Origin of the sequence: Myxococcus sp. AB056 (assembly GCF_006547365.1) — a bacterium.
In the GTDB taxonomy this organism is placed as follows: Bacteria; Myxococcota; Myxococcia; order Myxococcales; family Myxococcaceae; genus Myxococcus; species Myxococcus virescens.
This window is the reverse complement of record NZ_VHLB01000028.1, coordinates 50,197-74,080: the sequence shown is the minus strand read 5'-3', so window position 1 is coordinate 74,080 and position 23,884 is coordinate 50,197. Positions and strand designations below refer to the sequence as shown.

Below are 23,884 nucleotides of genomic sequence, written 5' to 3'. Positions count from 1 at the left end.
CTCACCAACGGCGCCGGAGCGCCATCGCGGGACTACCGTCGCAGAGGGGCGGCCCCCAGGGCAAGCTGCCTCAGCGGCCCGAGTCCTTCCAGGAGACGCGGTACGTGACGCAGTGTTCGTCGAAGGTGCGGACATCCACCGACGCGGCCACGCCACCGGCGGCCCGGGACATGGCGAGCATGACGCCCTGCTTGAAGTAGCGCAGCATTCCGGGCTCGTTGAGCCAGACCTCGGCCTCCGTCGGTCCCGTCTCCGTGATGCGGACCTCGGTGTAGTTGTTGCTCGTCCGGAATCCGTGCTGTGCCTTCGACAGCATCCGCCAGGGCCCCAGCAGCTTCATCACCCCGAGCAGGGCGCGGCCCATCAGCGTGTCGCGGTAACCATCAATCATCCGCTCGCCGAGCATCCGCCACGCCACCTCGTCGGGCTCCTGGGGGTGCAGCGCCTTCGCTGTCAGCGTGACGCAGCGAATCCACGACTCCAGGGAGTAGGCGGGGAGGAGTGGCCGGTCCAGGTCCAGTCCCTCGCTTCGCAACTGCTCTTTGAGCAGGGGCGTCACCCGCCCGGAGAGCCCCCGGACAAAGAGCCCTTCCACGATGGGCGGGAAGACGAGTCGTTCGGCCATGGAGTGCATTCCAGCCCGGGCTGTACCGGCTGGGTCAAGCCAGGCCCCTGACGTTCTGTGCGGCTCTGACATACGTGGTTTGCGCACCTATCACAGTGCCGGTCCGCCGGGGATGCGCACCGAGGCCTACGCGGCAGGTTGTCCCGCCGGGCGCTTCGCGTAGCGTTCCGCCAGGAGCGAACACACGAGGAGCTGGGCCTGATGATAGAACATCAACGGTAGGACGATGAGCCCCAGGGCGGGATTGGCGCCGAAGAGCAGCCGCGCCATGGGAACCCCTGAGGCCAGTGTCTTCTTCGACCCACAGAAAACCACCGTGATTTCGTCCTCCTTGGAGAAGCCCAGCGCCCGAGCCGTCCGCGTGGTCAGCATCAGCACGATGGCCAGGATGATCATCGCGCCCACGAATGCCACGCCCAGCACCGTCGCGCCGTAGTCGGAGAACAGGCCCGAGGTGATCGAGTCACAGAACGACGAATAGACGAGGAGCAGGATCACCACCCGGTCGAAGGCATTCGTGTAAGGCCGGTAGCGGGCGAACCAGCCGCCCACCAGCGGGCGCAGCAATTGCCCCAGTGCCAGGGGGAGCAGCAGGAGGATCGACAGCTTGAGGATGGCCTGGCCCATGGGCAGGGAGTGCCCGGTGGCGCTGGCGAACAGGCCGATGATGAGCGGCGTCAACACGATGCCCAGCAGGCTGGACAAGCTGGCGTTGAAGATGGCGGCGGGCACATTGCCTCGGGCGACGCCCGTCATCGCGACCGAGGAGGAGATGGTCGACGGCACCGCGCAGAGATAGAGCAGCCCCAGCGACAGGTCCGCTGGCATCCAGCGGCCCACCAGCACGTCGCCCAGCCACCACAGCAGTGGAAACACCACGAACGTGAAGACCTGAACCACCACGTGGACCCGCCACGTCACCACGCCCGCGCGGAGCTGGGCCGCGGGCAGGCCCAGGCCGTGGAGCAGGAACACCGCGAAGATGCCCACGTCGGCGACGACGTCCGCGTGCATCGGCCCGCCCGACGTACCGAACTCCGGGAAGAGCGCGGCCAGGATGACGGCGCCGAACATCCCCAGCAGGAACCAGTCCCGGGCAAGTCGTTTCACGAGGCGAAGGGGCATGTTTGCCCCCCTTACTCCGGGCAGCGGCGGACCTCTACCGCGGAGTGCGCGGGGCGGGCAGGTGGAGACACTGCCGGCGCCAGCACCATGCTCCACCATTCCGAGATGAACATGAAGCCGCATTCATGTCGGTGCACACGAGCCTCGGGTGTGGCTCACGGAATCGGCCTCGCAGTGGCGGAAGCCTCACTGCGCAGGGAGTGCGGGCGCCAGCGGCCTGTCTGGCGTGCCCAGCGCCGGCTGCACGCCAGCGTGCCTGGCCGGCTGCTTGCGGCGACGCGCGACTGCGTTACCTGAAATACATGACCGAAGTGAACGCAAGCTCGCGTGACTACACGCTTCCCGAGGGGTGCCCCGTCTGCGCGGCGGACCTGCCCGTGCGCGTCACCGCCTCCGGTCCCAGCGCCGTGTGCCGCCATTGTGGCTGGCTGGGCCGCCCCCTCATCACCGTGACCCATCGGGGCCTGCGCGTCAGCTACGACGGCGCGCAGGCTTGAGCATCGCGGGCCATCAACTCGCGGGCGCCGCTGGAGGCTCCTTCGCCTGCGCGAAGGACTCCAGGCGGTCCACCCGCCGCAGCTCGGGAAAGGCCCACGCCCAGAGCGCGACCACCGCCAGCGTGCCCACCGCGCCCGCGACCACCGCGGGTACGGCGCCCACGTACTCGGCGAACCCGCCCGCGCGGAACTCGCCCAGTTCGTTGGAGGCGCCAATGGCCATCATGTTCACCGCGCCCACGCGGCCGCGCATGTCGTCCGGGGTGGCCATCAACTCCAGCGTGTGGCGGACCACGACGCTGATCATGTCCGCGGCGCCTGCTATCGCCAGCGCCGCCAGCGACAGGGGCAGCGAGCGGCTCATCCCGAAGACGAGCGTGGCCGCGCCGAAGATGGCGACCGCGATGAACATCTTCCGGCCGGTGTTGCCGCCCATGGGCCGCATGGCCAGGAAGACGGCCACCACCGCGGCGCCGAACGCGGGCGCACAGCGCAGCAGCCCCAGGCCCCATGGCCCCGTGTGCAGGATGTCCCGCGCATAGATGGGCAGGAGCGCCACCGCGCCACCGAAGAGCACGGCGAACAGGTCCAGGGTGATGCTGCCCAGCAGCAGGCGCTGCCGTCGAACGAATCCGAGCCCCGCGACCAGGGTCGACAGGGAGAGGGGCTCGGCGGACGCGCGCCCGGTCCGCACCTTGAGGATGAGAATCCAGATGACGGAGAGGGCGCACAACGTCGCGGAGGCCGTGTAGGCCCCCGCGGCGCCGATCCAGCCATAGAGGATGCCGCCCACGGCCGGGCCGCCAATGGTGGCCACCTGCCACGTGGTGGAGTTGATGGCCACGGCGCGGGTCAGGTGCTCGGGCGGCACCAGATGCGGGGTGAGCGCGGAGCCCGCCGGGGCATGGAACGCGCGCGCCGCGCCGAAGAGCACCAGGACGCCATAGACGAATCGCACGTCGCGGATATGGCCCAAGGTGAAGGCGAGCAGCAGCAGGCTGCAGACCAGCATCACCGTCTGGCACACCGCCAGGATGGTCCGCCGGTCCACGCGGTCCGCCACCTGGCCGCCCACCAGACACAGCGACAGGAACGGCAGGAACTGCGCCAGCCCCGTGTATCCGAGCGCGAGCGCGCTGCCCGTGAGCTCGTAGACCTGCCAGCCAATGGCCACCGACTCAATCTGGACGGCCAGCACCGCGCACAGACGCGCCAGCAGATAGAAGCGGAAGTCTCGATGTTGGAAGATGGAGAGCCCGGAAGCCGCAGCCTGATGAGTCATGCTGGCGGCGCTGTAATCCACGGGCCCGTCGCGCGCCACCGTCTGACTGTGTCGGCTCCCAAGGCGGCAGGGGCATGGGTACGCCAAGGTCGCCGTGATACCTTCTTTTCCCGATGAACAAGGACGCGAAGGACGGGGTGAACCAGGTCTCCACGCCACGCTCGGCTCCACGCCTCCTGGGACGCGTCATCGCCGTGATGCTGCTGACGGTCCTGGGCGGCTGCCGCAAGTCCGATGCGGAGCGAGCCGCACAGGAGCGGGAGGAAATCGAAGCGCGCATTCGCGACGCCTACTCGCTGGTCCCATACCGGGCGCTCAAGCTGACGATGCGCGCGGAAGGTCAGCCGAACGCTCCCGCTGAAATCGCCGCGCTCTGGCAGACGCTGGCGACCACGCGGGAGCTGCCGGCGAAGGCTGCCTCCGACGAAGAAGCGCTCCGGGTGGCGAAGGCGTACCTGGACCTGGGCGTCGCCTTCTACAAGGCCAAGAAGACGCTGGAGCAGCGCGACGAAGACGAGTTCCCCCTCCTGTGGAACCGCTTTCAGCCAGACCAGCCGCCTCCGCTGCCGGGCTACGACGCGGGCCAGGAGCACGCGTTCCTCTCCGCGCTGTGGTTCGTGCTGGATGCGGCGGACTCGGGCAACCGCGTCCCCGCGACCGACCTGGTGCTCTATGAGCTGTCGCGCGCCACGCCTCAGCCCGCGTGGCCGCCAGGGCTGCGCGTGTCGGTTCGCGGCAGCCGGGGGATGGCCTTCTGCGGCGCGGGCTATCACTACGCGGCCGAGGAGGAGCTGAATGCGTTCCTGTCCGAAGCCGAGGCGATGCCCGCCAGCGACTTTCCAGCGATGCGGAATGCCACGCCGGCACAGGTTCGCGAGACGCTGCTCGCCACGGGGTACTTCCTGCGGGCCTGGAACCGCATGGGTCTCAAGCGCGAGCGTGCGGCGGAGGACGACATCGAGCGGGGCCTGGGCTCCCTGGAGAGGCTTGGCATCGAGAATGAGCTGACGTGGTGGGGCTGGGCCTTCATCCACTTCCGCCGGGAGCGCTACGACGAATCCGCGCGCTACCTCGACACCCTGGCGAAGAGTCCGTACCTGGGCGAGACCGAGCGGCGTGACCTCCAGGCCAGCGCGGACGCGATGCGCAAGCACGGCGAACGGCTGCCCATCTTCCTCCAGGCGCGGGCCGCCGCCATCCTGGGACAGGCGCTCGTGGCGAGGGCGGGGGGCCCGGAGAAGATTCTCGTCACGCTCCTGGGACCGGAGCGGGCAGGGCAGGTCCTGGCGCCCATCCTGTGGATGGACCGGGTCCGTCAAGGGCTCGCGCAGCGCTCCATGGACGACTTCGCCCGCGCGGCGGGGGATTCCTTCGAGGGCGTGCGGGCCGCCGGTAGCAAGGGCCTGAGCGCATTGAAGGAGAAGCTGCTGGGCGGTGGAGGCGACACGAAGACGGCGGCGGAGGGTCCTCCTTAGGTTGTTGGCGAGGCGCTGGCGGCCCGTGCTATCCGCTGACGCCACCATGAGTCCGACGAAGAAGGCCGCCGCGAAGAAGGCCCCCGCCGCTGAGCTCCCCACGATTGCCTTTGCGTCGCCCGCGGAATGGGCGTCCTGGCTCGCAGCGAACCATGCCTCGTCGCGCGGCCTCTGGTTGAAGCTGGCGAAGAAGGGCTCGGGCATCGAATCCGTCACCTACGCCGAAGCGGTCGACGTCGCGCTCGAGTGGGGCTGGATTGACGGTCAGAAGAACGCCTTCGACGACACCGCGTGGCTCCAGAAGTTCACTCCCCGGGGCGCGAAGAGCGTCTGGTCCAAGATCAACTGCGAGAAGGTGGAAGCGCTCATCGCCGCGGGCCGGATGAAGCCGGCGGGCATGGAGGCCGTGGCGCTCGCCAAGCAGGATGGCCGCTGGGACGCCGCCTACGAATCCCAGAGCAAGACCACCGTGCCCGAGGACCTGGCCCGCGCCCTGGCCGCGAATGCGAAGGCGGCCGCGTTCTTCGCCACGCTCAACGCAGCGAACCGGTACGCCATCCTGTGGCGCGTCCACACCGCGAAGAAGGCGGAGACGCGGGCTCGGCGAATCGAACAGTTCGTCGAGATGCTGGCCCGGCACGAATCGCTGCAGGCATGAACGGGGACGAGCCCCGGCAAGTCCCATGCCGATACCCGGCGCCGCCCGTGTGCCGGAGGGCCGTGCGGCGGACCTGCCGGAAATCCGGCACCCTGCCGGAACCCCGGCGGTGACCCGGCCCCTCGGGGTGGCTTCACGCGCACGTCGCCTCCGCGCTTGCCTCACGCAACTTCATCCTTTTTCACGAAAGAGCACCTGGAGCCCATGGCACGGTGCGTTTCGCCGCTTCCTCGCGAAGTGGCGCGCCCCGGTGAACGGCCGGACAGCCGGTGGCATCACCATTGCTCCAGGCCGGATGCGTTTCAGCGTCCACGCATCCGCCAAGGGGAAGTCAATCCATGTTGCTCGACATGTACCTGTACTTCGGCTTGCCACTGCGGCCCGCGCCGCGCCGCGCTGTGTCTCAGGCCAGCCAACCCCGCACCTCCTCCACCGAGCGCACGGCGACGGGAGGGCAGAGCGTGTCCGGGGCCCGCGCCCCGGAGCGAAAGGCGGCGCCCCAGTTGACGGTCATCGAGGGGGGCGCGGCTGACATACGATGAGCGGGGAGGCGTGAGCGGGAGAGACCCCATGGACTCGCGGACCCAGCGCTACTTCGAGGACATCCAGCTCAAGCACTTCGGGCGCCTCTTCGGCCGGCTCGTTCGCGTCCGCCTGTTCCTGTCGCTGCTGCTGCTGCTGTCCGCCGTGTGTGTCGCCGTCATCGACGGCGCGCGCTGGCGATGCGTGTTCATGAGCGTGGTGGGGGTGGGCGCCTTTACCTACTTCTTCCATGAGTTCCGCCGCTTTCAGCGCGACGGCGTTGACGCGCGCAGCGTGCCGCTCAATCTGTGGATGGGGCAGATCATCCTGACGAGCATCATCGTGGGGACAGGCGGCATCGCCAGCCCCGTGCTGCCCGCCGCGCTGCCCCTGGGCTTCTTGTCGAGCCTCGCGGCGACGCCCCGGGAGCGCTCGCGGCTGTTGATGGCGCAGTTGTCCACGCTGATGGCCGTCTCCTTCGTCCAGATTTCCGGGCTGGTTCAGGGGCTGCCCCTGTGGTTCCTCGGCGCGCCGTCGTCCGTCCTGCTCGTCGCGGGCGCCCTCGTCACCGCCATCATGCTCTGCGTGTGCAGCGCGGCGGGCGGCGCCATCCGGACGACCTTCGACAACATGCTGAGCGAAGCGCTCGCCAGCCGCGACGAACTGCTGGCCACGCATCGCTCGTATGCGGGCGCCCTGGAGGCCATGTCCGGAGAGATTGCCCACGAGCTGAAGAACCCGCTGGCCACCGTGAAGGGCCTCACCCAGCTCATGGCGCGCGAAGCAGGTCGCGCCCAGCCCGCCGAACGCCTGCAGGTGCTGTCGGGCGAGGTGGTGCGGATGCAGGGCATCCTGGAGGAGTTCCTCAACTTCACTCGGCCGCTGGTGCCCTTGACGGTGAGCCCCGTGGACCTGGGCGCGTTGTGCGATGAAGCCCTGGTGCTGCACGAAGGACTGGCGGCGGGACACGGCGTGCGGCTGGAGCGCAAGGGCACGGAGGGCGTGGAGGCGGTGTGTGACTCGCGCAAGGTGAAACAGGTGTTGATGAACCTGCTGCACAACGCCATCGAGGCCTGTCCCACGGGCGGGCGTGTCACCGTGGAGGTCCGCGCGCTGCCCGTGGGCGAGGCCCGCGTCTTCGTGCGCGACTCAGGGCCTGGACTGGCCTCCGAGCTCGAGCCCCGTGTGTTCGACGCGGGCGTGACGACCAAGGCCAGGGGCTCCGGGTTGGGCCTGACGGTGGCGCGTGCCCTGGCGAGACAGCACGGCGGAGACGTCACGCTGGCGAATGCGGTAGGAGGCGGATGCGAGGCGGCGTTGACGCTCCCGCGAGAGCTGCCAGCGGAGATCCTGCGGCCACTGCACGGAGTCGCGAATGTGGGATGAGGCCAAGGAGGGGGGCACCACGCGCGTCCTGGTGGTGGATGACGACGCGGGCGTTCGCTTCACGCTGAGGGAGATGCTCAAGAGCCTCTCCGGCGTCGAGGTGGATGAAGCCGTGGATGGCGAGGACGCGCTGGAGAAGCTGTCGTCCAGGCCCTACGAGCTGGCCATCTCCGACCTGCGCATGCCCCGGATGGATGGCATGGAGCTGGTGCGCCGGCTGAGTCTGTTCTCCCGAGCGCCTCGTGTCATCGTCATCACCGCGCATGGCTCCGAGCGCTTCGCGGTGGAGGCAATGAAGGCGGGGGCCTACGACTACTTCCGCAAGCCCTTCGAGGTGGATGAGCTGCTGGCGGTCGTCTCCCGCGCGCTGGAGTCGGTACGGCTCCGCGAGGAGAACGCACGGCTTTCAGGTGAGCTGAACCTGTCCCGCTCGTTGGTGTTCGTCTCGGAGCCCATGGCGCGGCTCGCGCAGCTCGTGCAACGGGCGGGCTCACGGGATGTGACGGTGCTCATCACCGGCGAGAGCGGCACGGGCAAGGAGCGGGTGGCGGACGCGCTCGTCCGGGCCTCGCCGCGCGCGAACCGGCCCTTCTTGCGCTTCAACTGCGCGGCACTCACCGAGGAGCTGGCGGAGGCCGAGCTGTTCGGCCATGCCCGGGGCGCCTTCACCGGAGCCCACCGCGCGCGGCCAGGGCTCTTCCGTGAGGCGGATGGCGGCACGCTGCTGCTGGACGAGGTGGGCGAGCTGGCGCCCACGCTCCAGGCCCGGCTCCTTCGCGTGCTTCAGGAGGGCGAGGTGCGCCCGGTGGGGGAGGACCGGCCAGTGACGGTGGACGTGCGCATCATCGCCGCCACCCACAGGGACTTGCGCCGCCTGGCCCTGGAGGGTGCGTTCCGCGAGGACCTCTACTACCGGCTCAACGTCGTCCAGCTCCGGGTGCCGCCGCTGCGCGAGCGCCCCGAGGACATCCCCGTGTTGGCGCGGGTGTTCCTGGACCGCTTCATCGACCGGTTCCACACCGGCCCGCTGAAAATCCCCGACGGCTTCTTCGAGCAGCTCCGTGCCTTGCCGTGGCCAGGGAACGTGCGCGAGCTGGAGAACACGCTGGAGAGCCTGGTCGCGCTGTCCAGCGAGGGGCGGCTGGACCTGGGCCCGTTGCCTTCCGCCGAGCCGGCAGGAGCGGATAGTGGTTTCCCGGGGGCGTCATCGGACCCGGTCCGTCCAGGGCCGCAGGACGAGGCTCCCGGCGCGGGGCTCAAGGAGCGCGTGGAGGCGTACGAGCGCGGCCTGGTCCTGGACGCGCTGCGCATGGCGGGCGGAAACCGCAGTGAAGCGGCGCGGCGACTGGGCATTGGCCGGGCCACCCTGCATGACAAGCTGCGCAAGTACGGGCTGGACGACGGCGGGGAAGAGCGGAGCTGATTCTGGGAACAAGCGGGCCGCTCGCGGTGTTGCGGGCCGGCCTTCCAGCGTCATCGTTCCAGGAGCGTGCATGCATCCCGTGACCCGATGCCTCGCGGCTGTCCTGCTGGCCACCGTCGCAGGCCCGGCGCAGGCGCAGTCCACCCCGCCAGCCCCGAAGCGCCCCTACAGCATCTCTCCCGAGCGCACCGAACGCGTCCGCTCGAAGTACACCAAGTTCGAGTACCGCATTCCCATGCGGGACGGGACGCGCCTGTTCACCTCCGTCTACGTCCCCGCGGACGCGTCACCGGGGAAGCGCTATCCCATCATCCTGGTGCGCACGCCGTACAGCGTCGCGCCCTATGGCGTGGACCGGTATCCCCCCGCGCTGGCCCCCACGGAGGCGTTCGAGAAGGACGGCTTCATCTTCGCCTTCCAGGACGTGCGCGGCCGCAACATGTCCGAAGGCGAGTTCGTCAACGTCCGCCCCCACAAGCCGAAGAAGGCCGGGCCCAAGGACTTCGACGAGAGCACGGACACGTACGACACCATTGAGTGGCTGGTGAAGCGCGTGGCGAACAACAACGGCCGCGTGGGCCAGTGGGGGATTTCGTACCCCGGCTTCTACGCGTCGGCGGGTGCCATTGATTCGCACCCGGCGCTCAAGGCGGTGTCGCCGCAGGCCCCCATCGCCGACTGGTTCTGGGATGACATGCACCGCCACGGCGCCTTCAACCTGGCGCTGGCGTTCAACTTCTTCTCCACGTTCGGCAAGCCCCGGCCCCATCCCACGGACAACGAGGAGTGGCAGCGCTTCGAGCACGGCACGCCGGACGGCTACCAGTTCTTCCTGGACCTGGGCCCCCTGGGCAATGCGGACGCGAAGCACCTCAAGGGGGACGTCGCCTTCTGGAAGGACGTCACCTCGCATCCCAACTACGACAGCTTCTGGCAGGCGCGGAACCTGCTCCCACACCTGAAGAACATCAAGGCGGCCGTGCTCACGGTGGGCGGCTGGTACGACACCGAGGACCTCTACGGTCCCCTGCGGACCTATGCCGCCATCGAGAAGCAGAACCCCGGCATCTCCAACAGCCTCATCATGGGCCCGTGGCCGCACGGCGGCTGGCAGCGCGGCGGAGGCGAGTCCCTGGGCGACGCGGACTTCGGCTTCGCCACCAGCGAGGCCTACCAGACGCTGGCGCTGGACTTCTTCAAGCACCACCTCAAAGGCGGCGCGAAGCCGGACGTGCCGGAGGCCATGGTGTTCGAGACGGGCGCCAACCGCTGGCGCCGCTTCGACACGTGGCCGCCCAAGGGGCTGCGCGAGACGCGGCTGTACTTCCAGCCCAAGGGTGGCCTGGCCACGACGGCGCCGAAGACGACGGGCGCGTCCTTCGCCGAGTACGTGAGCGACCCGGCCAAGCCCGTGCCGTACACGCAGGAGATGATGACGGGCTGGAGCAAGGACTACATGACGGAGGACCAGCGCTTCGCCGCGCGCCGGCCGGACGTGCTGGTGTTCGAGACGGAGCCGCTGGAGCGCGACCTCACGCTGGCGGGACCGCTGGAGGCGGAGTTGTGGGTTTCCACGACGGGCACCGACGCGGACTGGGTGGTAAAGCTGGTGGACGTCAACCCAGGCAAGGTGCGCGGGTGGCGCAAGGGCGATGAAGAGAAGGGAAACAAGAACCGGGGCCATCAGCAGACGCTGGTGCGCGGCGAGCCCTTCCGTGGCCGGTTCCGCGACAGCTACAGCGAGCCCAAGCCCTTCAAGCCCAACGAGGTGACGAAGGTGCGCTTCGTCATCAACGACGTGTTCCACACCTTCCAACGTGGGCACCGCGTGATGATCCAGGTCCAGTCGAGCTGGTTCCCGTTCATCGACCGCAACCCGCAGACCTACGTGCCCAACATCTTCGAGGCGAAGGAGGAGCACTTCACGCGCGCCTTCCACCGCGTCTACCACTCCACGGCGAACCCCAGCTTCATCAAGGTGGGCGTGCTGCCCTCGTTGGACGAGTAGCGCGAGGACCCCCACGCGGAGCCCTCCGTTCGCCGCCATCAGGGCTGCTTCTGTGCAGCGGCGAAGGGAAGGGTGTTCTCGTGGGGGTGCCGGCCTTGCGTTCCTGTTACCCTGGGCTTTCATTCACGCGGTGGCACCTGAAACGGGAGGGACATGACCGGCACCCAGGGGCCCGACACCGGGCTGGTGCGGCTGGATGGGAGTGAGGGCGAAGGGGGCGGCCAGATTCTCCGCTCCGCGCTGTCGCTGTCGCTCATCACCGGCCGCCCGTTCCACATCACGCGCCTGCGCGAGCGACGTGATCCGCCCGGTCTGCGTCCCCAGCACCTGGCCTGCGTCCGCGGCGCCGAGGCCCTGTGTGGCGGCGCCGCTTCTTCCGAGGGCGCCACCGTCGGCGCCTCCGAGCTCTCCTTCACCCCGGCCCCCGTGCGCGCCGGCGACTACCTGCTGGAGGTGGGCACCGCGGGCAGCACGCCGTTGCTCTTCCAGTGCCTCGTCTATCCGCTGGCCCTGGCCGGCGGAGGACGGCTGACCTTGCGAGGCGGCACGCACCTGCCGCACAGCCCCAGCTTCCACTACGTGGCCACCGTCTGGCAGCCGGTGGCGCATGCGTATGGCCTGCCGGTGTTACTGTCCCTGGTGCACGCCGGCTTCTACCCGGAGGGCGCGGGGGAGATTGTCGCGGAGGTGGGGCCGCCGCAGGAGCCGCCCCGGCTGGTGGAGCTGCCCGCGCGAGGCATGTTGCGCGAGGTCCGCGTGTCGTCCTTCACCGGCGGGCTGCCGTTCACCATCGCCGAGCGTCAATCCAGGGCCGCCGTGGGAGCGCTGCGTGAGCGCGGCATCCTTGCGGAGGCGGACAACCGCCCGCTGGCGGTGACGCGCTCGGTGGGGACCGTCACTTTCGTCCTGGCCCAGTTCGAGCACACCATCGCGGGCTTCACCGCGCTGGGAGAGCGGGGCCGCCCCGCCGAGGACGTGGGCCGCGAGGGCGGAGAGGCCCTGGCGCGGTTCATGGAGACGGGTGGGGCGCTCGATGAGCACCTCGCCGATCAGATTCTCCTGCCCGCCGCGCTGCTGGCCGCCGGGCGCCTGGGGCCGGCATCACCGGGCACCACGCGCTTCACGGCGGCGCGAATCACCGACCACCTCACCACCCACGCCCGTGTCGTGGAGCGCTTCCTGCCCGTGCGCGTCACGGTGGAGGCGGGAGGTTCCGTGGAGGTCCGGCCCGCGTGAAGTCCGGGCCGGAACCGGCTCAGGCCACTTCGTCGTCGCCGCGGTTGGCGCCGAAGGTGTTCTGCCCGGCGATGTCCTTGGACGTGTTCCGGTAGGCGCGGATGCCGAAAGGCACGGCGACCACGAACACGAGCCCCGCGAGGCCGATGGCCATCCACGGAATCGGCTTCTGCTTGAGCTGGACGTCCTTGCCGTAGGAGTTGAGGTTGTTGCCCATGGCGCGCTGCTTGGCGGCCTCACGCTCCTCGGCGGTCATCTCGCGGGGGGCCTGGAAATCCTGGACCTGCTTGCGAGGCTGGGCCAGCGCGGCACCACCCGAGCTGAGCGCGAGGACGAGGAACATCCGGGGAACGAGGTATCGCATATGGCGGGGGAGGCTATCACGACCCAACGGATGGACTGAACAGGGCTTGCACGCTGAGTGAGCGTCCATTACGGGCCGGGGACCCACATTTCCATCCCGGACGCCATGCTGCGCCTGCCCTTCATCGTCCTCGCCAACCTGTACCTCCTTCTGGTCTCCCTGCTGGGCGCGCCCTTCCGGATGATGGCCGCCAGCCACCGGCCCGCCTACGTCCGCTTCCGGCTGACAGGGGATCCGCCGTACCGCGAGCGGCGCCGGCGCCGGTTGCAGTTAGGGGGAAGCCGCCCCGAGCCGTCGGATGTCACGTCCGTGGAGCGCCTCCGCGAGTCGTTGGAGCTCCTGGCGAAGGACGGCCGGGTGAAGGGCATCCTCCTGGAGGTGGAGGACCTGGCCGTGCCCGCGGCGAAGCGGGATGCGCTGGTGGCGGTGTTGATGGCCTTCCGAGCCCAGGGCAAGCGGGTGGTGGGCTGGGCGGTCCACGTGGACAACGAGGGATATGCCCTCCTGTGCTCGGCGGACGAGGTGCTCCTGCCCCCCATGGGCCGCGTGGAGCTGGTGGGCTACGCCGCCGAATCCACCGCCCTGGGCGTGGGCCTGTCGCGCGTGGGCATCCGGCCGCAATTCATCCGGCGCGGGGATTACAAGACGGCGCCGGAGCTCTTCACCCGGCCCGTCGTGTCGGACATCCAGACGCGGACGGTGGAGTCGTTCCTGGATGAGCGCTACGCGGACCTGGTGGACGTGGTGGCCCGGGGGCGGAGCAAGACGCCGGAGGAGGTCCGGGCGCTGATTGACCAGGGGCCCTTCAGTGCTCGCCGGGCGGTGGACGCGGGGCTCGCGGACGCACTGGTGAGCGAGGCGAACCTGCCCGCGCACCTCGGGCTGGCGAAGCCGGGGGACGGGGAGGAGGAGACGGAGCTGGAGCCGATGGAGACCTATCTCTCCACGATTCCGTTCCCGCCGGTCCGTTGGAAGCGGCTGCAGCGGAACCCGCGCGTCGCGGTGGTGCCCGTGTCTGGAATCATCATCCCGGGCAGGGGGGCCAGCGGGAAGATGGCGACCTCGGAGACGGTGGTGAAGGCGCTGCGTGCCGCGGGGCGGGACAAGCGGTCGAAGGCGGTGGTCGTCTACATCAGCAGTCCGGGCGGGACGCCGCTGGCGTCGGAGCAGATGCTGGAGGCCGTGCAACGCGTGGCGCGGAAGAAACCCGTCATCGCGTACATGGACCGGGTGTGCGCCAGCGCGGGGTACATGGTGGCGGTGGGCGCGAAGGAGATCTGGTCCGCGCCGCACGCCATGGTGGGCTCGATTGGTGTCTTCGCGGGCAAGTTCGACATGTCCGGGCTGATGGAGAAGCTCGGGGTGCACAAGACGGTGCTGGCCCGGGGGCAGAACGCGGCCATGCTCTCGTTCTCGCGTGGCTTCACGCCGCAGGAGGAGGCCACGCTGGAGGCCGAGGTGGAGGAGATGTACCAGGCCTTCCTCGACATCGTCGCGAAGGGGCGGGGGCGGACGAAGGAGGAGATCCACCAGTTGGCGGAAGGCCGCGTGTACTCGGGCGTGCGAGGCAAGGCCGTAGGGCTGGTGGACCAGGTCGCGGGCTTCGAGGAGGCCTGTCGCCACGCGCTCTCGCTGGCGAAGGTGCCGGCGGCGGAGCGGTTTGAAATCATGACCTATGGTGCGCCCAAGCAGCGGGTGAACCTGCTGAAGCTGTTGATGGGGGCGTCCCATGCGCAGACGTATGCGCTGTGCCCCACGGCCTTGAGCCTGAATGGGTTGGGCGGCACAGAGGCGTTTGAAGATGCCGCGCGCTTCGGGGTGGCCGACGCGGTGGGTAGAGTGTTTCCTGATGACCAGTGGCCATTCGGGGGCTGACGGGCGCGAACGGTAGACTGGAGGGATGCTGAAGGCACTCGCGTTGCTGACCGCATCCTGTCTGGCCCAGGCGGAGGCTTCTTCCGCCGCGAAGGTGGAGGAGAAGCTGCCGTTCGTCACGAGCCTCCACTTCGAGAATGACGTGCTCGCCAAGAGCGACCGGCTCTACACGAACGGCGTCCGCATCGAGCACTTCGGGGAGTACGACGGGTGCCGTTCCATCGCGCGGACGTTGCGGCTTCCGGACAGCGTGCAGCACCGGTACCTCTGTGGCGGCTCGCTGGCGCAGAACATGTACACGCCCAGCCGCATCGTTCCGCTGCCGGAGCAGGACGTGTTCCCGGACCCGAACGACCGGCCCTACGGGGGCTGGCTGCACGGAGGCATCTTCTTTCAGCACATCTATGCGGGGAGGGCGCCCGCGGATTCGTCGAGGCTGACGCTCCAGGCCACGGTGGGCGTCACGGGCCCGGCCTCCGGGGCGGCGAAGACGCAGCGCTGGGTCCACCGGACGCTGAACGACATCTTTGGGCGCACGGTGGCAAGGATTCCGGTGGGTTGGGAGAAGCAGTTGCCTACCGAGCCCGCGTTCCACTTCTCCGCGCTCCGCGAACAGCCGCTGCTCTGGAGCCCCGTGGTGGACGTGACGTGGTCCGCCGGGGCGATGCTGGGCACGGTCTTCGTGAACGCGAGCCTGGGAGGAACGATCCGTGTGGGCTATCTGGCCCGGCCGTATGGCCTGGCGCCCATCATGCCGTCCGTGGTCAAGGAACTGGAGGCTCAGCGGGCTCCGGGGGAGGCGTCCTCGGAGCTGATGGCTATTCGAGATGAACGCGCCTGGGAGGCCTACCTGTACGCCCGGGGGCAGGTGAGGGTGGTGGCGAGGAACCTGTTCCTGGACGGTACGCTCTTTCGGCCGAGCATCAGCGTCCGGAAGGCGCCCATCGTCGGGGACAGCGAGTTCGGCGCGGCCTTCCGGACGGGCGGGTTCCAGTTCGGCCTGGGCATGGTCTTCCGCTCCCAGGAACTGGCCGACCCGCCCAATCCGCTCCTGTCAGGTCACCGGTTCACCCAGATTCAGCTCTCGTATCTGCACTGAATCCAGGGGGGACAACTCAGACGAGTAGTCTGACCTGTCTCAGGTCAGGGGGCGCGAGCGCCAGGTTCCTTTTGGGGAAGTGGTGTGGTGGTCAGGGTCTCCGGATTGACCTGGGCCAGGACGTCTTCCTTCACCTCCACCTGGATCTTGTCCTTCAATGATTGGACCAGATCATCGAGTGCTTTCGCACGACGTTCGGACTCCATTCGCTGAACGATGCGTGACTTGACCTGATCAAAAGTCTGGTTGAGCCCCACCTGACGAGCCTGCAACAGGAGCAGATGGACTCCTGTGTCCGTTTCGATGGGCGCCGAGAGCTGACCAATTGCCTTCAGCGCGAATGCCGACTCTGCAAGGGATTCGCCCCCCGCGGCCACCATTTCATCGCGGGTCAGGAATCCCAGGTCGCCGCCGTGCGCTTGCGTCATGGTGTCCTGAGAGTGAGCGCGCACGGCCGTATCGAATGCCTGCTTCACATTCTCACTGCGCTGAATCTCGGCGGAAAGCCGAGCGGCCTGGGCCAATGCCTTGGCCCTCTCCGGACTTCCACGGGGAGCCTTCAGCAGCAATTGATTGACTCGCACTCTGGGAGGCTTCACGAACTCGGAAACATTTGCATCGAAGTAGGCGCGAGCTTCCTCGTCGCCCACAGCCGCGCCTCCCGCGGATTCCGTGTGCGTCTTCACGAGTTGCTGAACCATGACTTTTTCAAGCATGGCGCGGACTTCCGGATTCGAGTCCAGCCCGCGGCGCCTGGCCTCCTGAACCAGCAATTCAAACCGGACAAGATTGTCCAGGAATTCCTTTTTCTTTTCCTGGGAGGAATAGCGGGAACGCACGAAGGACGGTTGCTCGGCGAGCTTGGCTTCGAACTCCTGCTTCGTGATGCGCCCCTCACCCACGATGGCCACCACGGGTCCTTCTTCTTTGGAAGGACTTCCCGTCTTGCTGCGTTCGCATCCACCCGCACCCAGTGTCAAAGATACGGCCAGTGAGGCCGTTCCCACCCACCGAAGCTGCCTGACCATCGAGCACTCCACCTTGAAGTCTGCATCCACGGACACTGATCCGGGATTGGTGCAATTGAATGTCACATGTCCGACGTCGGACAACTGCCTTGCGATCTTTCTCACATATAGAGTAATTCTGCCGTCGGACGGAATAGCGAGAATGCAAGCACGATGAAGCGCGCGATGGGGCTGTTGAAGTGGATCTCTTTCTGCAGCCTGCTCGGTATATCGGCGTGCGAACGGGCTGCGCCTGCGCCCGCTGGGCTCTCGGCGAACGTTGTTGCCCGCTTCAAAGGCGGGGTGGTGACCCAGGAAGAGGTCCTTCGCGAAAGTCAGCGGCTCCCGCCGGGGTTGCGGGTGCGTTTCGAGCAGGGCACAGGGCGGGAGGAGTTCATCCGCTCGATGGTCGATAAGCGGTTGCTGGCACTTGAGGCCGAGCGGCTCGGGCTCACCCAGGACCCTGAGATCCGCCGTCAGGTTCGGGAGTTGGAAGAGCGGCTGACCATCCAGGCGCTGTTGGCCCGGGAGGAGAAGGCGGCCGCTGCGCCGACGGACCAGGAGGCTCGGGCCTACTATCAGGGCAACGTGGAGCGCTTCGCCCAGCCCGAGCGCCTGCGGATCGCCCGCATCCTCGTGTCCGTTCCGCCTGGAAGCCCCCGCTCTGCATGGGGGCAAGCCCTTCAGCGCGCGGAGGGCCTGCGCCGACGCATCGTCGCTGGTGGTGAATCCATCGCAAAGGTCGCGGAAGCAGGGGATGGGCCAGAGCGGACTCGTGGCGGAGAGCTGGGGCTGCTAGCCCGAGGCGAGTTTGGCGGTGCGGCCCTGGAGAAGGCGGCGCTGGCGCTGAAGAAGCCGGGCGAGGCAACTGCCGTCATCGAGGATCCCGCTGGGGCTGTCATCCTCGTGCTGCTGGAGCGCCAGGCCGCGAGGGTGCCCCCGTTCGAGGAGGTTCGGGAGGTCGTGCTGGGGCAGATGGCACCCATGCTCCAGCGGCGTGTCTTCGAGCAGGTATTGGCGCGACTGCGGAAAGAGGCCTCAGTCGAGCTCCCGTCCGGGGGGGCTCGGGCAGCGGCGTCAGCGGGCACCGATACGGTGGCGCAGCACTGACGTATTCGTCGTGGTGGGCGTGAGGCGCGGCCGAGACTGACCGCGCGTGGTCTTCGTCGGATTCGAGGGGGAGCTGTGCTCCTGGATAACCTGAAGCGGGGCCTGGCGCTCGTCGCGCTGGTGGCCGGACTTGTTGGCGCGGGAAACGCCCATGCGCAGTCGCGCGTGGCCACGGTGTTTCCGCTGACCCCCTTTCGACCGGGAGCGACCGCCGTCGACCTGGGCATGTCCGTCGAGGGGGATGTCCGTCAGCTTCGGGTCGCCGTGAAGGCGACATCTCCGTCGGCTGGCACGCTGGTGGACGTGCGAGACGTGGTGGTCAATCAGGACCTCGCGGGCGCAGTCCCGTTCCACGTTCGTGTGCCACTGCGCCAAGAGCTCCCCGCGGACGCAATCCTGGAGATCAAAGCCGAGCCAGCGGAAGAGAGCACCGCCACGCCCCTGATTGCCCGGTACGACCTGACCCAGGAAGCGCCTGTCTTTCCCGCGGGCGCTGTCCGGGTCAACGCCAGCCAGGAGCTGACGCACCTCATGGTGAGCGTCCGCGCCCAAGGGCCGGTGGCCCATGCGGAGCTGACGCTCGTGGGCGCCTCTGTCGAGGCGCTGCGACGGGTCCAAGGCAGCCTCAGTGACGCGGAGTCCGTGGCCTTCTCCAGCGTACGCCGACTGGTGGCGCGCCCCAGCGAGCAGACCTCGAGCCAGGTCGACTTCATCGTGCCTTTGCTCGATGGAGCCCAGGTCCCGGCGGACGGCGTGGTCGTGGTCGATGTCGCCCTGCATGACCCCTACGGACGGGTGGTGAACACCTCTGCCGTCGAGTTCACCAGCGGGCGCGCGTTCGATCCGCTCGTGGACGTCACGATCAGCCCGGATCCATTGCTGCTCTCTGGCGGGTACGGCTCCTCCGCCCAGGTGCAGGTGACGGGGCATTTCTCGCTCGCGGGCGACGTGAATCTCAGTGGCTCGTTCCAGGGCGTCACGTACGAGTCCTCCGATTCCTCCGTTTTCGTCGTCTCGCCAGAGGGGCTCGTACAGGCGAGGCATGACGGAACGGCCGTGCTGACCGCGACCTTCGCGGGCGTGAGCAAGACTGCCGAGGTCGTGGTTGACTCGGACGCAAGCCTTATCGGCATCCAGATGCTTCCGCTTCAGCCCAGGGTGGAACGCGTCGGCGGGACGCTGGCGTTGCGTCTGGAGGGAATCCTGTCGGATGCGGCGGCGCCTTCGGGCGAGCGTCGTGTCGACCTCACGGCCGGGGTGCTCGGTACGACGTGGAGCTCCGAATCGCCCGATGTGGCCGCGGTAGGACGGGATGGCAAGGTGACCGGGCTGCGCCCTGGCGTCGCGCGGATTCGCGCGGTGCATGATGCCTTCAATACGTTCCTCGATGTGACCGTGCGCGACGGTAAGCCCACGGTTCGCGTGGCGGCCCCCTCCACGGTGACGGCGGGCACCTCCTTCGACTTCCATGCGACCGCGACGGACGACATTGCCGTGTCGTACGTCGAGTTCCTGATCAACGGCGCGCCGGCGGGGCGGGATACCGAAGCGCCGTATTCGATGCGCATCCAGGCGCCCCCCTATGGCGGTGCGACGCTGACCCTGTCCGCGGCCGTTGTCGATAGCAGTGGTCAGCGTGCCGAGGCCGCCGCGGTGAAGGTGCGTGTGGCCGGAGTTCCCGCGCCCAGCACCCAGCCCGTCGTCATCGAGTTGCCCGCGCCTGGCGCACTGCTGGTCCAGGGCCTGCCTCAGGTTCTGCGCGTCACCAGCGGTTCGTGGGCGGGTGGGGGACTGTCGACGGAAGATTTCCAGCTCGTTCGGTATTACGTCGACGACGTCTTCGCGGGCTCGGTGGACCTCCCTCGCGTCGAGGTTCGTAAGCACCCCACGAGCGGGGACGTCATCCCGGTCCCTCTCTGGGAGCTCACCTTCACGCCGCGGAATGGGACGGCAGGGACGAGCCTGGCCTTTCGAGTGGAGGCACTGGATCGAGGCGGCGCCCTGGTTCGATCCGACACGCTGCTGGTGCGCGTTGTCGCCGACGCGCCGCCGCTGCTGAATGTGGATCAGCCTCGTAGCGCCACCGTCGACGCCGTCGCGGGGGCGCCGTTCCGGGTGACGGGCACCGTGAGCGACGATGCGCTGGCCTTCGGTACCCAGCTGTCACTCACCGTGGATGGAACCACGGTGGATGCTGTGCGAATCACACGCGGCGGGGCCGGAGGGTCCCCCTTGGGGAGCGAGCGCTTCAGTCTGGCCTGGACGCCGACCACCGCGGACGTGGGGCGTGCTCGTCGGCTCGAGCTGACGGCAACGGACAGCGCGGGCCAAATCGTCTCCCGGCTCTTTACCGTCACGGCCAAGGCGAATGCGCCGCCGCAAATCTCCATTCTGAGCCCTTTGGCGTCCACCACGTTGGTGGGGGGCAGTCGGGTCCGCCTGACTGCGCTCGTGGTGGATGACACCGAGGACCCCGTCGAGGTTCGTTGGATGGCGGGGGACACCGTCTTCGGCAGGGCCTCCGTCGCGCCATTCGAAGCGTTCTACACGTTGCCCCCGGTGGTTGAATCGACGGAGGTGACGCTGATCGCCGAAGCGCGAGATGCCGCTGGGAACACAACTCGGACCGAGGTGAAGATCTTCGCTGTTCCGGACACCAAGCCTCCGGCCGTGTCCTTCGTCGTTCCGAAGGATGGGACTTCCGTCCCCAGGACGAGTGACGTGCTGGCCACCGTGGCGGGCCTGGATGACGTCGCCGTGTCCAAGGTGGAAATCCTCCTGAACGGCAACGTCATCTTCACGGACAACGCACCTGGAACGAACGGAAGTGTGCGTGGATCGTTCGTGACCCACACGGTGCTCACGGAAGCGCAGATGCAGGGCGCGACCCAGCTCACCTTGGTGGCCAAGGCGTATGACACGTCGAACAATGTCGGCGTTTCGCCACCGGTGGAGCTCCACACCAAGGATGATGAGCCTCCGAGCGTGTCGTTCGCGCTCACCACCCCCACCAAGGCCACTGCGGGCACCATGGTCCACGTGGAGTTGCTCGCCTCGGATGACGTGGGGGTGACGTCGGTGGAGCTGTTGGTCGACGGTCTGTCGCTGGGCACCGACAACGTCGCGCCGTACCGCTTCTCGTTCGACGCAAAGAGCACTCCCGGCATCGTGCGGATGGAGGCGCGTGCGCGTGACCGTGTCCCCGACCGCGTGACGACCGCTGAGAAGTTCCTCACGGTTGTGGAGGACACCCGCAAGCCCATGGTGACGTTCCGCGCACCGCTCCCCGGTGCGCCCGTGTTCACGGGACGGCCGCTTCAGGTGGATGTCGCCGCCTCCGACGACGTGAGAATCGCGAAGGTGGAGTTGTTCGCGCCCGAGAGCCTGGGGGCTCTGACTCAGGCGGACACGGACGGCTTGTTCCAGGTGTTCAGCTGGTCGATCCCCGCCGTTGCAACGCCTGCAGGCCAGAAGTTGCGGCTTCGTGCCGTGGCGACGGACTCATCCGGACTTGTCGCGGAGCGGGAGCTCGACGTGGCCGTGGTCGAGGATCTGCCTCCCGTGGTGACGCTGACGTCACCCGCGGCGGGTACCCCCTACAAGGAGGGTGAAGACGTGCGAATCGTCGCCACCCTCGGAGACGACGACGGCATCGTCGGCATGGTGGGGCTCTCCGGTGGCCAACGGCAGGGCACGCTGCCCGAGACAGGGCCGGTGATACCACTCAGTGCCCAGCAATTCTTCACCGTGTGGGCTCCCATCATCAGCAAGGGTGCGCCTCCCTCAGTGGGTGTGGAGGCCCGGGACACGGGAGGGCAGACGGGCAAGGCCGAAGTCCACCTCACGATTCGCCCGGATACCGAGGCGCCCACTGCTCAGTTGCTGGCGCCCGCGCCGCCGAGCACGGGCGGCCCTCTTTCAGTCCGAGTCAACGGCGCGCTCGGGATGCGTGTCGCCGTAGAGGACGACGTCCGAGTGGCTCGGGTCGACGTGGAACTGGTGACGCAAGCGGGGACGGCGGTGCCCATTCCCAACGCGGACGCCATCCTCTCCGCCAAGGACAGCCGATATGAGGAAACCCGTGTCCCCAATCCCCTGGCCCCAGGGGAAATCATCACCAGCCGGCGCTTCTTCTCGAGTTTCGAGGGCACGCTCAAGCTCCAGGGGATTGAACAGGGCCGCTACACGCTCCGGGCGAGGGCTTTCGACCCAGCGGGCAATGCTACGCCGACGTCGGACCTGGAGCTCGACATCGTTCAGGCGCAAGACACGGAGCCACCCCGCGTTTCGCTGAAGTTCCACGGGACGCCATCCGACAAGTCCTGCGTGGCTGGCTCTCAGGTCAGGCTCCAGCTTGATGTGACGGATGATGGGACCCTCCAGACGCTTGTCGCGGAAGTCGACGACAAGCCGCTCGAGGTGGAGCCCTTCGCTCCTGGGCCGTCCGCCACCCGGAGCTGGCAGCTGACCTTGCCTGCGCTGGGTACATTTGGTTCCCGCAGCTACACCGCCAAGGCCCATGCAACCGATGCCGCGGGCCGTACCACCCATGCCAGCGTGACGTGCGAGCTGGTGGCGGACGTACCGGCGGTGGTTCGTTGGGTGCAACCCTCGAGTGGGGGCGGGCTGATCGAGGAGGCGGTGCAGGCCGTCCAGGTGGATGTCGAGGAGGACACGGGCATTGGTGCGGCATGGCTGCTTGCGACGACGCGCCCACCCGCGAACTTCAGCAGCGATGGCCAGTTCCTGCTGCCAACCCCTGGCGCGACGGGCGTCGCCTACGGCTCGGCCATTCGCCTGGCGTTCGGTCAGGACCAGTCGTTCGCGGTTGATGCGGGCCCCACCGCGCTGGAGGTCAGCGCACCGGTAAAGGGCACCGTGGAGGGAGATCCCCAGCGGCTCATCCTGAGCGTGGATCCCGACGCAGCCCCTGGTCTCCAGGCCGAGGTCCACTACCGGTTCACCGTGACTCCCGGGATGGAGACGAGCCCCAACGTTCAATCCTTCCTGGCCAGGCACCCTGGAGGCGTGCGCCGGGTGGACTTGAACGAGGCACCGCACCAGGCGAACCTGACCTTCCCCTCTGGCATCCTCGTGGAGGATGTCCGGGTGTCGTTCCTTCCGCAGGCGGGAACGAATACGGCCTCGGCGATTTCGGACGTGGGCGTGCACTACGAAAGCCAATTCGTCCAGGTCCGGGCGACCGCGGCGGGTGAACGGCTGACGGTGCAGCCGTGGACGATGACCGTGCCGCCTGGCCGGCCGACCGTTGCAAGAACCGACTACCGCCTGCCCTCGGCCTGGTACCCCAGCCCGCTGGAGCTCACGGCCGCGGTTCGTGACCTTGCAGGCGCGCTGACACTCCAAAGTCAGAATGTCGCCGCACTGCCTGACACCCAGGCGCCCACGGTCCGAATCACCCAGCCCACCTCAGAAGATTCCGTGGTGGCCGGCATGCCTTTCACGGTTCGTGTCCAGACCCGTGACGAGGTGGCGGTCCAACGGGTCGAGTTGCTGGTGGATGGCGTCCTGAGAGGAACGCGAGAGGGCCGGGTATCCTCGGAAGTCGACTTCCCACTCTCCATTCCGGCTCCGACGTCAGGCCCCCCCGTCACGCTCACGGCCGTTGCCGTGGACCCGGCAGGCAATGCGTCCGTGTCGCAGCCGGTCTACCTGGAGGTTCATGACGACAGCGCGCCCCAGGTCGCCCTGGATCGGCTCTGGTATGACCTCCCGGGAAGTGGTCAGCACTTCGTCTCCGCCACGGAGCTGCGCAGTGGCTACGTCCGGCTGCTTCAGGGCGTACAGCATTCGGTGGTGGTGCGCGCGAAGGATGACGTCGGGCTGACGCACATGCAGGTGGAGTACGCAGGGATGGAGCTGATTTCCGAGGACCTCCCTCAGGTCCCAAGGGAATTCAGCCTCACCGTCAAGCTCACGCCACCGGTCGAAGCCAACGGAGCACCGTCGGTGCTGCATGTCACGGTGACCGACACTCTTGGCGCTCAGCAGTCGCTGAGGTTGGTTGTCGAGGGGCAGAAGCCGCAGGCGCCAGCGCTGGCCATTGCGAGTCCCACCCCCGGCGCGACCCTGACCGAGGGGAGCATCGGCATGGTGCTGTCGTCGGTGGCCGCCGATGACACGGGCGTGGCCAAGGTCGAGTATTTCGTCAACGGTCGACTCGCGCTGATC

Annotated in this window: 17 protein-coding genes (1 of these 17 cut by a window edge); 12 read left to right on the top strand and 5 right to left on the bottom strand. The window is 68.1% G+C overall.

What is annotated here, in order from left to right:
* Window positions 1–70 precede the first annotated feature (70 nt).
* The gene (locus FMP39_RS14960) at window positions 71–625 is read right to left on the bottom strand and encodes a DUF2378 family protein (protein WP_228558002.1); all 555 of its coding nucleotides are present in this window, start codon (window positions 623–625) and stop codon (window positions 71–73) included.
* 126 nt (window positions 626–751) lie between these two features.
* Window positions 752–1,750 carry a bile acid:sodium symporter family protein gene (locus FMP39_RS14955; protein ID WP_141590636.1) on the bottom strand — a complete coding sequence of 333 codons (999 nt, stop codon included), beginning with the start codon at window positions 1,748–1,750 and terminating at the stop codon, window positions 752–754.
* A 302-nt stretch (window positions 1,751–2,052) separates the two neighbouring features.
* Between FMP39_RS14955 and FMP39_RS14950 the strand changes: the two genes are divergently transcribed.
* On the top strand, window positions 2,053–2,247 hold the full coding sequence (locus FMP39_RS14950; RefSeq protein WP_090494403.1) for a hypothetical protein: 195 nt from the start codon (window positions 2,053–2,055) through the stop codon (window positions 2,245–2,247).
* Window positions 2,248–2,260: 13 nt separating this feature from the next.
* Here FMP39_RS14950 and FMP39_RS14945 read toward each other — a convergent pair whose 3' ends face one another.
* The gene (locus FMP39_RS14945) at window positions 2,261–3,568 is read right to left on the bottom strand and encodes an MFS transporter (protein WP_141590634.1); all 1,308 of its coding nucleotides are present in this window, start codon (window positions 3,566–3,568) and stop codon (window positions 2,261–2,263) included.
* 74 nt (window positions 3,569–3,642) lie between these two features.
* Here FMP39_RS14945 and FMP39_RS14940 point away from each other — a divergent pair, with 74 nt between their 5' ends.
* From FMP39_RS14940 to rtcA, 7 genes are all read left to right on the top strand, one after another.
* The gene (locus tag FMP39_RS14940; protein ID WP_141590631.1) at window positions 3,643–5,004 is read left to right on the top strand and encodes a hypothetical protein; all 1,362 of its coding nucleotides are present in this window, start codon (window positions 3,643–3,645) and stop codon (window positions 5,002–5,004) included.
* Between the two features lie 46 nt (window positions 5,005–5,050).
* Window positions 5,051–5,662, top strand: coding sequence for a YdeI family protein (locus FMP39_RS14935; protein ID WP_141590629.1), 612 nt, complete (start codon window positions 5,051–5,053; stop codon window positions 5,660–5,662).
* Between the two features lie 338 nt (window positions 5,663–6,000).
* Window positions 6,001–6,204, top strand: coding sequence for a hypothetical protein (locus FMP39_RS14930; RefSeq protein WP_141590627.1), 204 nt, complete (start codon window positions 6,001–6,003; stop codon window positions 6,202–6,204).
* Window positions 6,205–6,232: 28 nt separating this feature from the next.
* Window positions 6,233–7,570, top strand: coding sequence for a PAS domain-containing sensor histidine kinase (locus FMP39_RS14925; protein WP_141590625.1), 1,338 nt, complete (start codon window positions 6,233–6,235; stop codon window positions 7,568–7,570).
* On the top strand, window positions 7,560–8,993 hold the full coding sequence (locus FMP39_RS14920; protein ID WP_141590623.1) for a sigma-54 dependent transcriptional regulator: 1,434 nt from the start codon (window positions 7,560–7,562) through the stop codon (window positions 8,991–8,993). Before FMP39_RS14925 ends, FMP39_RS14920 begins: the two co-directional genes overlap by 11 nt.
* A gap of 70 nt (window positions 8,994–9,063) precedes the next feature.
* Complete coding sequence (locus FMP39_RS14915) at window positions 9,064–11,001, top strand: CocE/NonD family hydrolase (protein ID WP_141590621.1); 1,938 nt, start codon at window positions 9,064–9,066, stop codon at window positions 10,999–11,001.
* Between the two features lie 153 nt (window positions 11,002–11,154).
* A complete protein-coding gene (gene rtcA / locus FMP39_RS14910; RefSeq protein ID WP_141590619.1) occupies window positions 11,155–12,237 on the top strand; it encodes an RNA 3'-terminal phosphate cyclase in 1,083 nt (360 codons plus the stop codon).
* A 19-nt stretch (window positions 12,238–12,256) separates the two neighbouring features.
* On the opposite strand, the gene FMP39_RS14905 is transcribed toward rtcA, so the two are convergent.
* Window positions 12,257–12,580 (bottom strand): hypothetical protein, encoded by a 324-nt coding sequence (locus FMP39_RS14905; protein ID WP_020478128.1) that lies wholly within the window; start codon window positions 12,578–12,580, stop codon window positions 12,257–12,259.
* A gap of 78 nt (window positions 12,581–12,658) precedes the next feature.
* Between FMP39_RS14905 and sppA the strand changes: the two genes are divergently transcribed.
* The gene (gene sppA / locus FMP39_RS14900) at window positions 12,659–14,476 is read left to right on the top strand and encodes a signal peptide peptidase SppA (protein ID WP_141590617.1); all 1,818 of its coding nucleotides are present in this window, start codon (window positions 12,659–12,661) and stop codon (window positions 14,474–14,476) included.
* Window positions 14,477–14,501: 25 nt separating this feature from the next.
* Window positions 14,502–15,575 (top strand): lipid A deacylase LpxR family protein, encoded by a 1,074-nt coding sequence (locus FMP39_RS14895; protein ID WP_141590615.1) that lies wholly within the window; start codon window positions 14,502–14,504, stop codon window positions 15,573–15,575.
* Window positions 15,576–15,619: 44 nt separating this feature from the next.
* On the opposite strand, the gene FMP39_RS14890 is transcribed toward FMP39_RS14895, so the two are convergent.
* The gene (locus FMP39_RS14890; RefSeq protein WP_228558005.1) at window positions 15,620–16,603 is read right to left on the bottom strand and encodes a peptidylprolyl isomerase; all 984 of its coding nucleotides are present in this window, start codon (window positions 16,601–16,603) and stop codon (window positions 15,620–15,622) included.
* Window positions 16,604–16,885: 282 nt separating this feature from the next.
* Here FMP39_RS14890 and FMP39_RS14885 point away from each other — a divergent pair, with 282 nt between their 5' ends.
* Window positions 16,886–17,692 (top strand): peptidyl-prolyl cis-trans isomerase, encoded by an 807-nt coding sequence (locus FMP39_RS14885; protein ID WP_194858406.1) that lies wholly within the window; start codon window positions 16,886–16,888, stop codon window positions 17,690–17,692.
* 75 nt (window positions 17,693–17,767) lie between these two features.
* Window positions 17,768–23,884: the start of an Ig-like domain-containing protein gene (locus tag FMP39_RS14880; protein ID WP_141590609.1), read on the top strand. 24,945 nt of this gene lie beyond the right edge of the window; 6,117 of the gene's 31,062 nt are visible here — the first part of the coding sequence; it begins with the start codon at window positions 17,768–17,770; its stop codon lies beyond the right edge, outside the window.

Coding starts and splice junctions, on each gene's coding strand:
- FMP39_RS14935 (WP_141590629.1), top strand. CDS start 5,051: ATGAGTCCGACGAAGAAGGCCGCCGCGAAGAAGGCCCCCGCCGCTGAG.
- FMP39_RS14950 (WP_090494403.1), top strand. CDS start 2,053: ATGACCGAAGTGAACGCAAGCTCGCGTGACTACACGCTTCCCGAGGGG.
- FMP39_RS14895 (WP_141590615.1), top strand. CDS start 14,502: ATGCTGAAGGCACTCGCGTTGCTGACCGCATCCTGTCTGGCCCAGGCG.
- FMP39_RS14960 (WP_228558002.1), bottom strand. CDS start 625: ATGGCCGAACGACTCGTCTTCCCGCCCATCGTGGAAGGGCTCTTTGTC.
- FMP39_RS14930 (WP_141590627.1), top strand. CDS start 6,001: ATGTTGCTCGACATGTACCTGTACTTCGGCTTGCCACTGCGGCCCGCG.
- FMP39_RS14955 (WP_141590636.1), bottom strand. CDS start 1,750: ATGCCCCTTCGCCTCGTGAAACGACTTGCCCGGGACTGGTTCCTGCTG.
- FMP39_RS14905 (WP_020478128.1), bottom strand. CDS start 12,580: ATGTTCCTCGTCCTCGCGCTCAGCTCGGGTGGTGCCGCGCTGGCCCAG.
- rtcA (WP_141590619.1), top strand. CDS start 11,155: ATGACCGGCACCCAGGGGCCCGACACCGGGCTGGTGCGGCTGGATGGG.
- FMP39_RS14920 (WP_141590623.1), top strand. CDS start 7,560: ATGTGGGATGAGGCCAAGGAGGGGGGCACCACGCGCGTCCTGGTGGTG.
- FMP39_RS14940 (WP_141590631.1), top strand. CDS start 3,643: ATGAACAAGGACGCGAAGGACGGGGTGAACCAGGTCTCCACGCCACGC.
- FMP39_RS14915 (WP_141590621.1), top strand. CDS start 9,064: ATGCATCCCGTGACCCGATGCCTCGCGGCTGTCCTGCTGGCCACCGTC.
- FMP39_RS14890 (WP_228558005.1), bottom strand. CDS start 16,603: ATGGTCAGGCAGCTTCGGTGGGTGGGAACGGCCTCACTGGCCGTATCT.
- FMP39_RS14925 (WP_141590625.1), top strand. CDS start 6,233: ATGGACTCGCGGACCCAGCGCTACTTCGAGGACATCCAGCTCAAGCAC.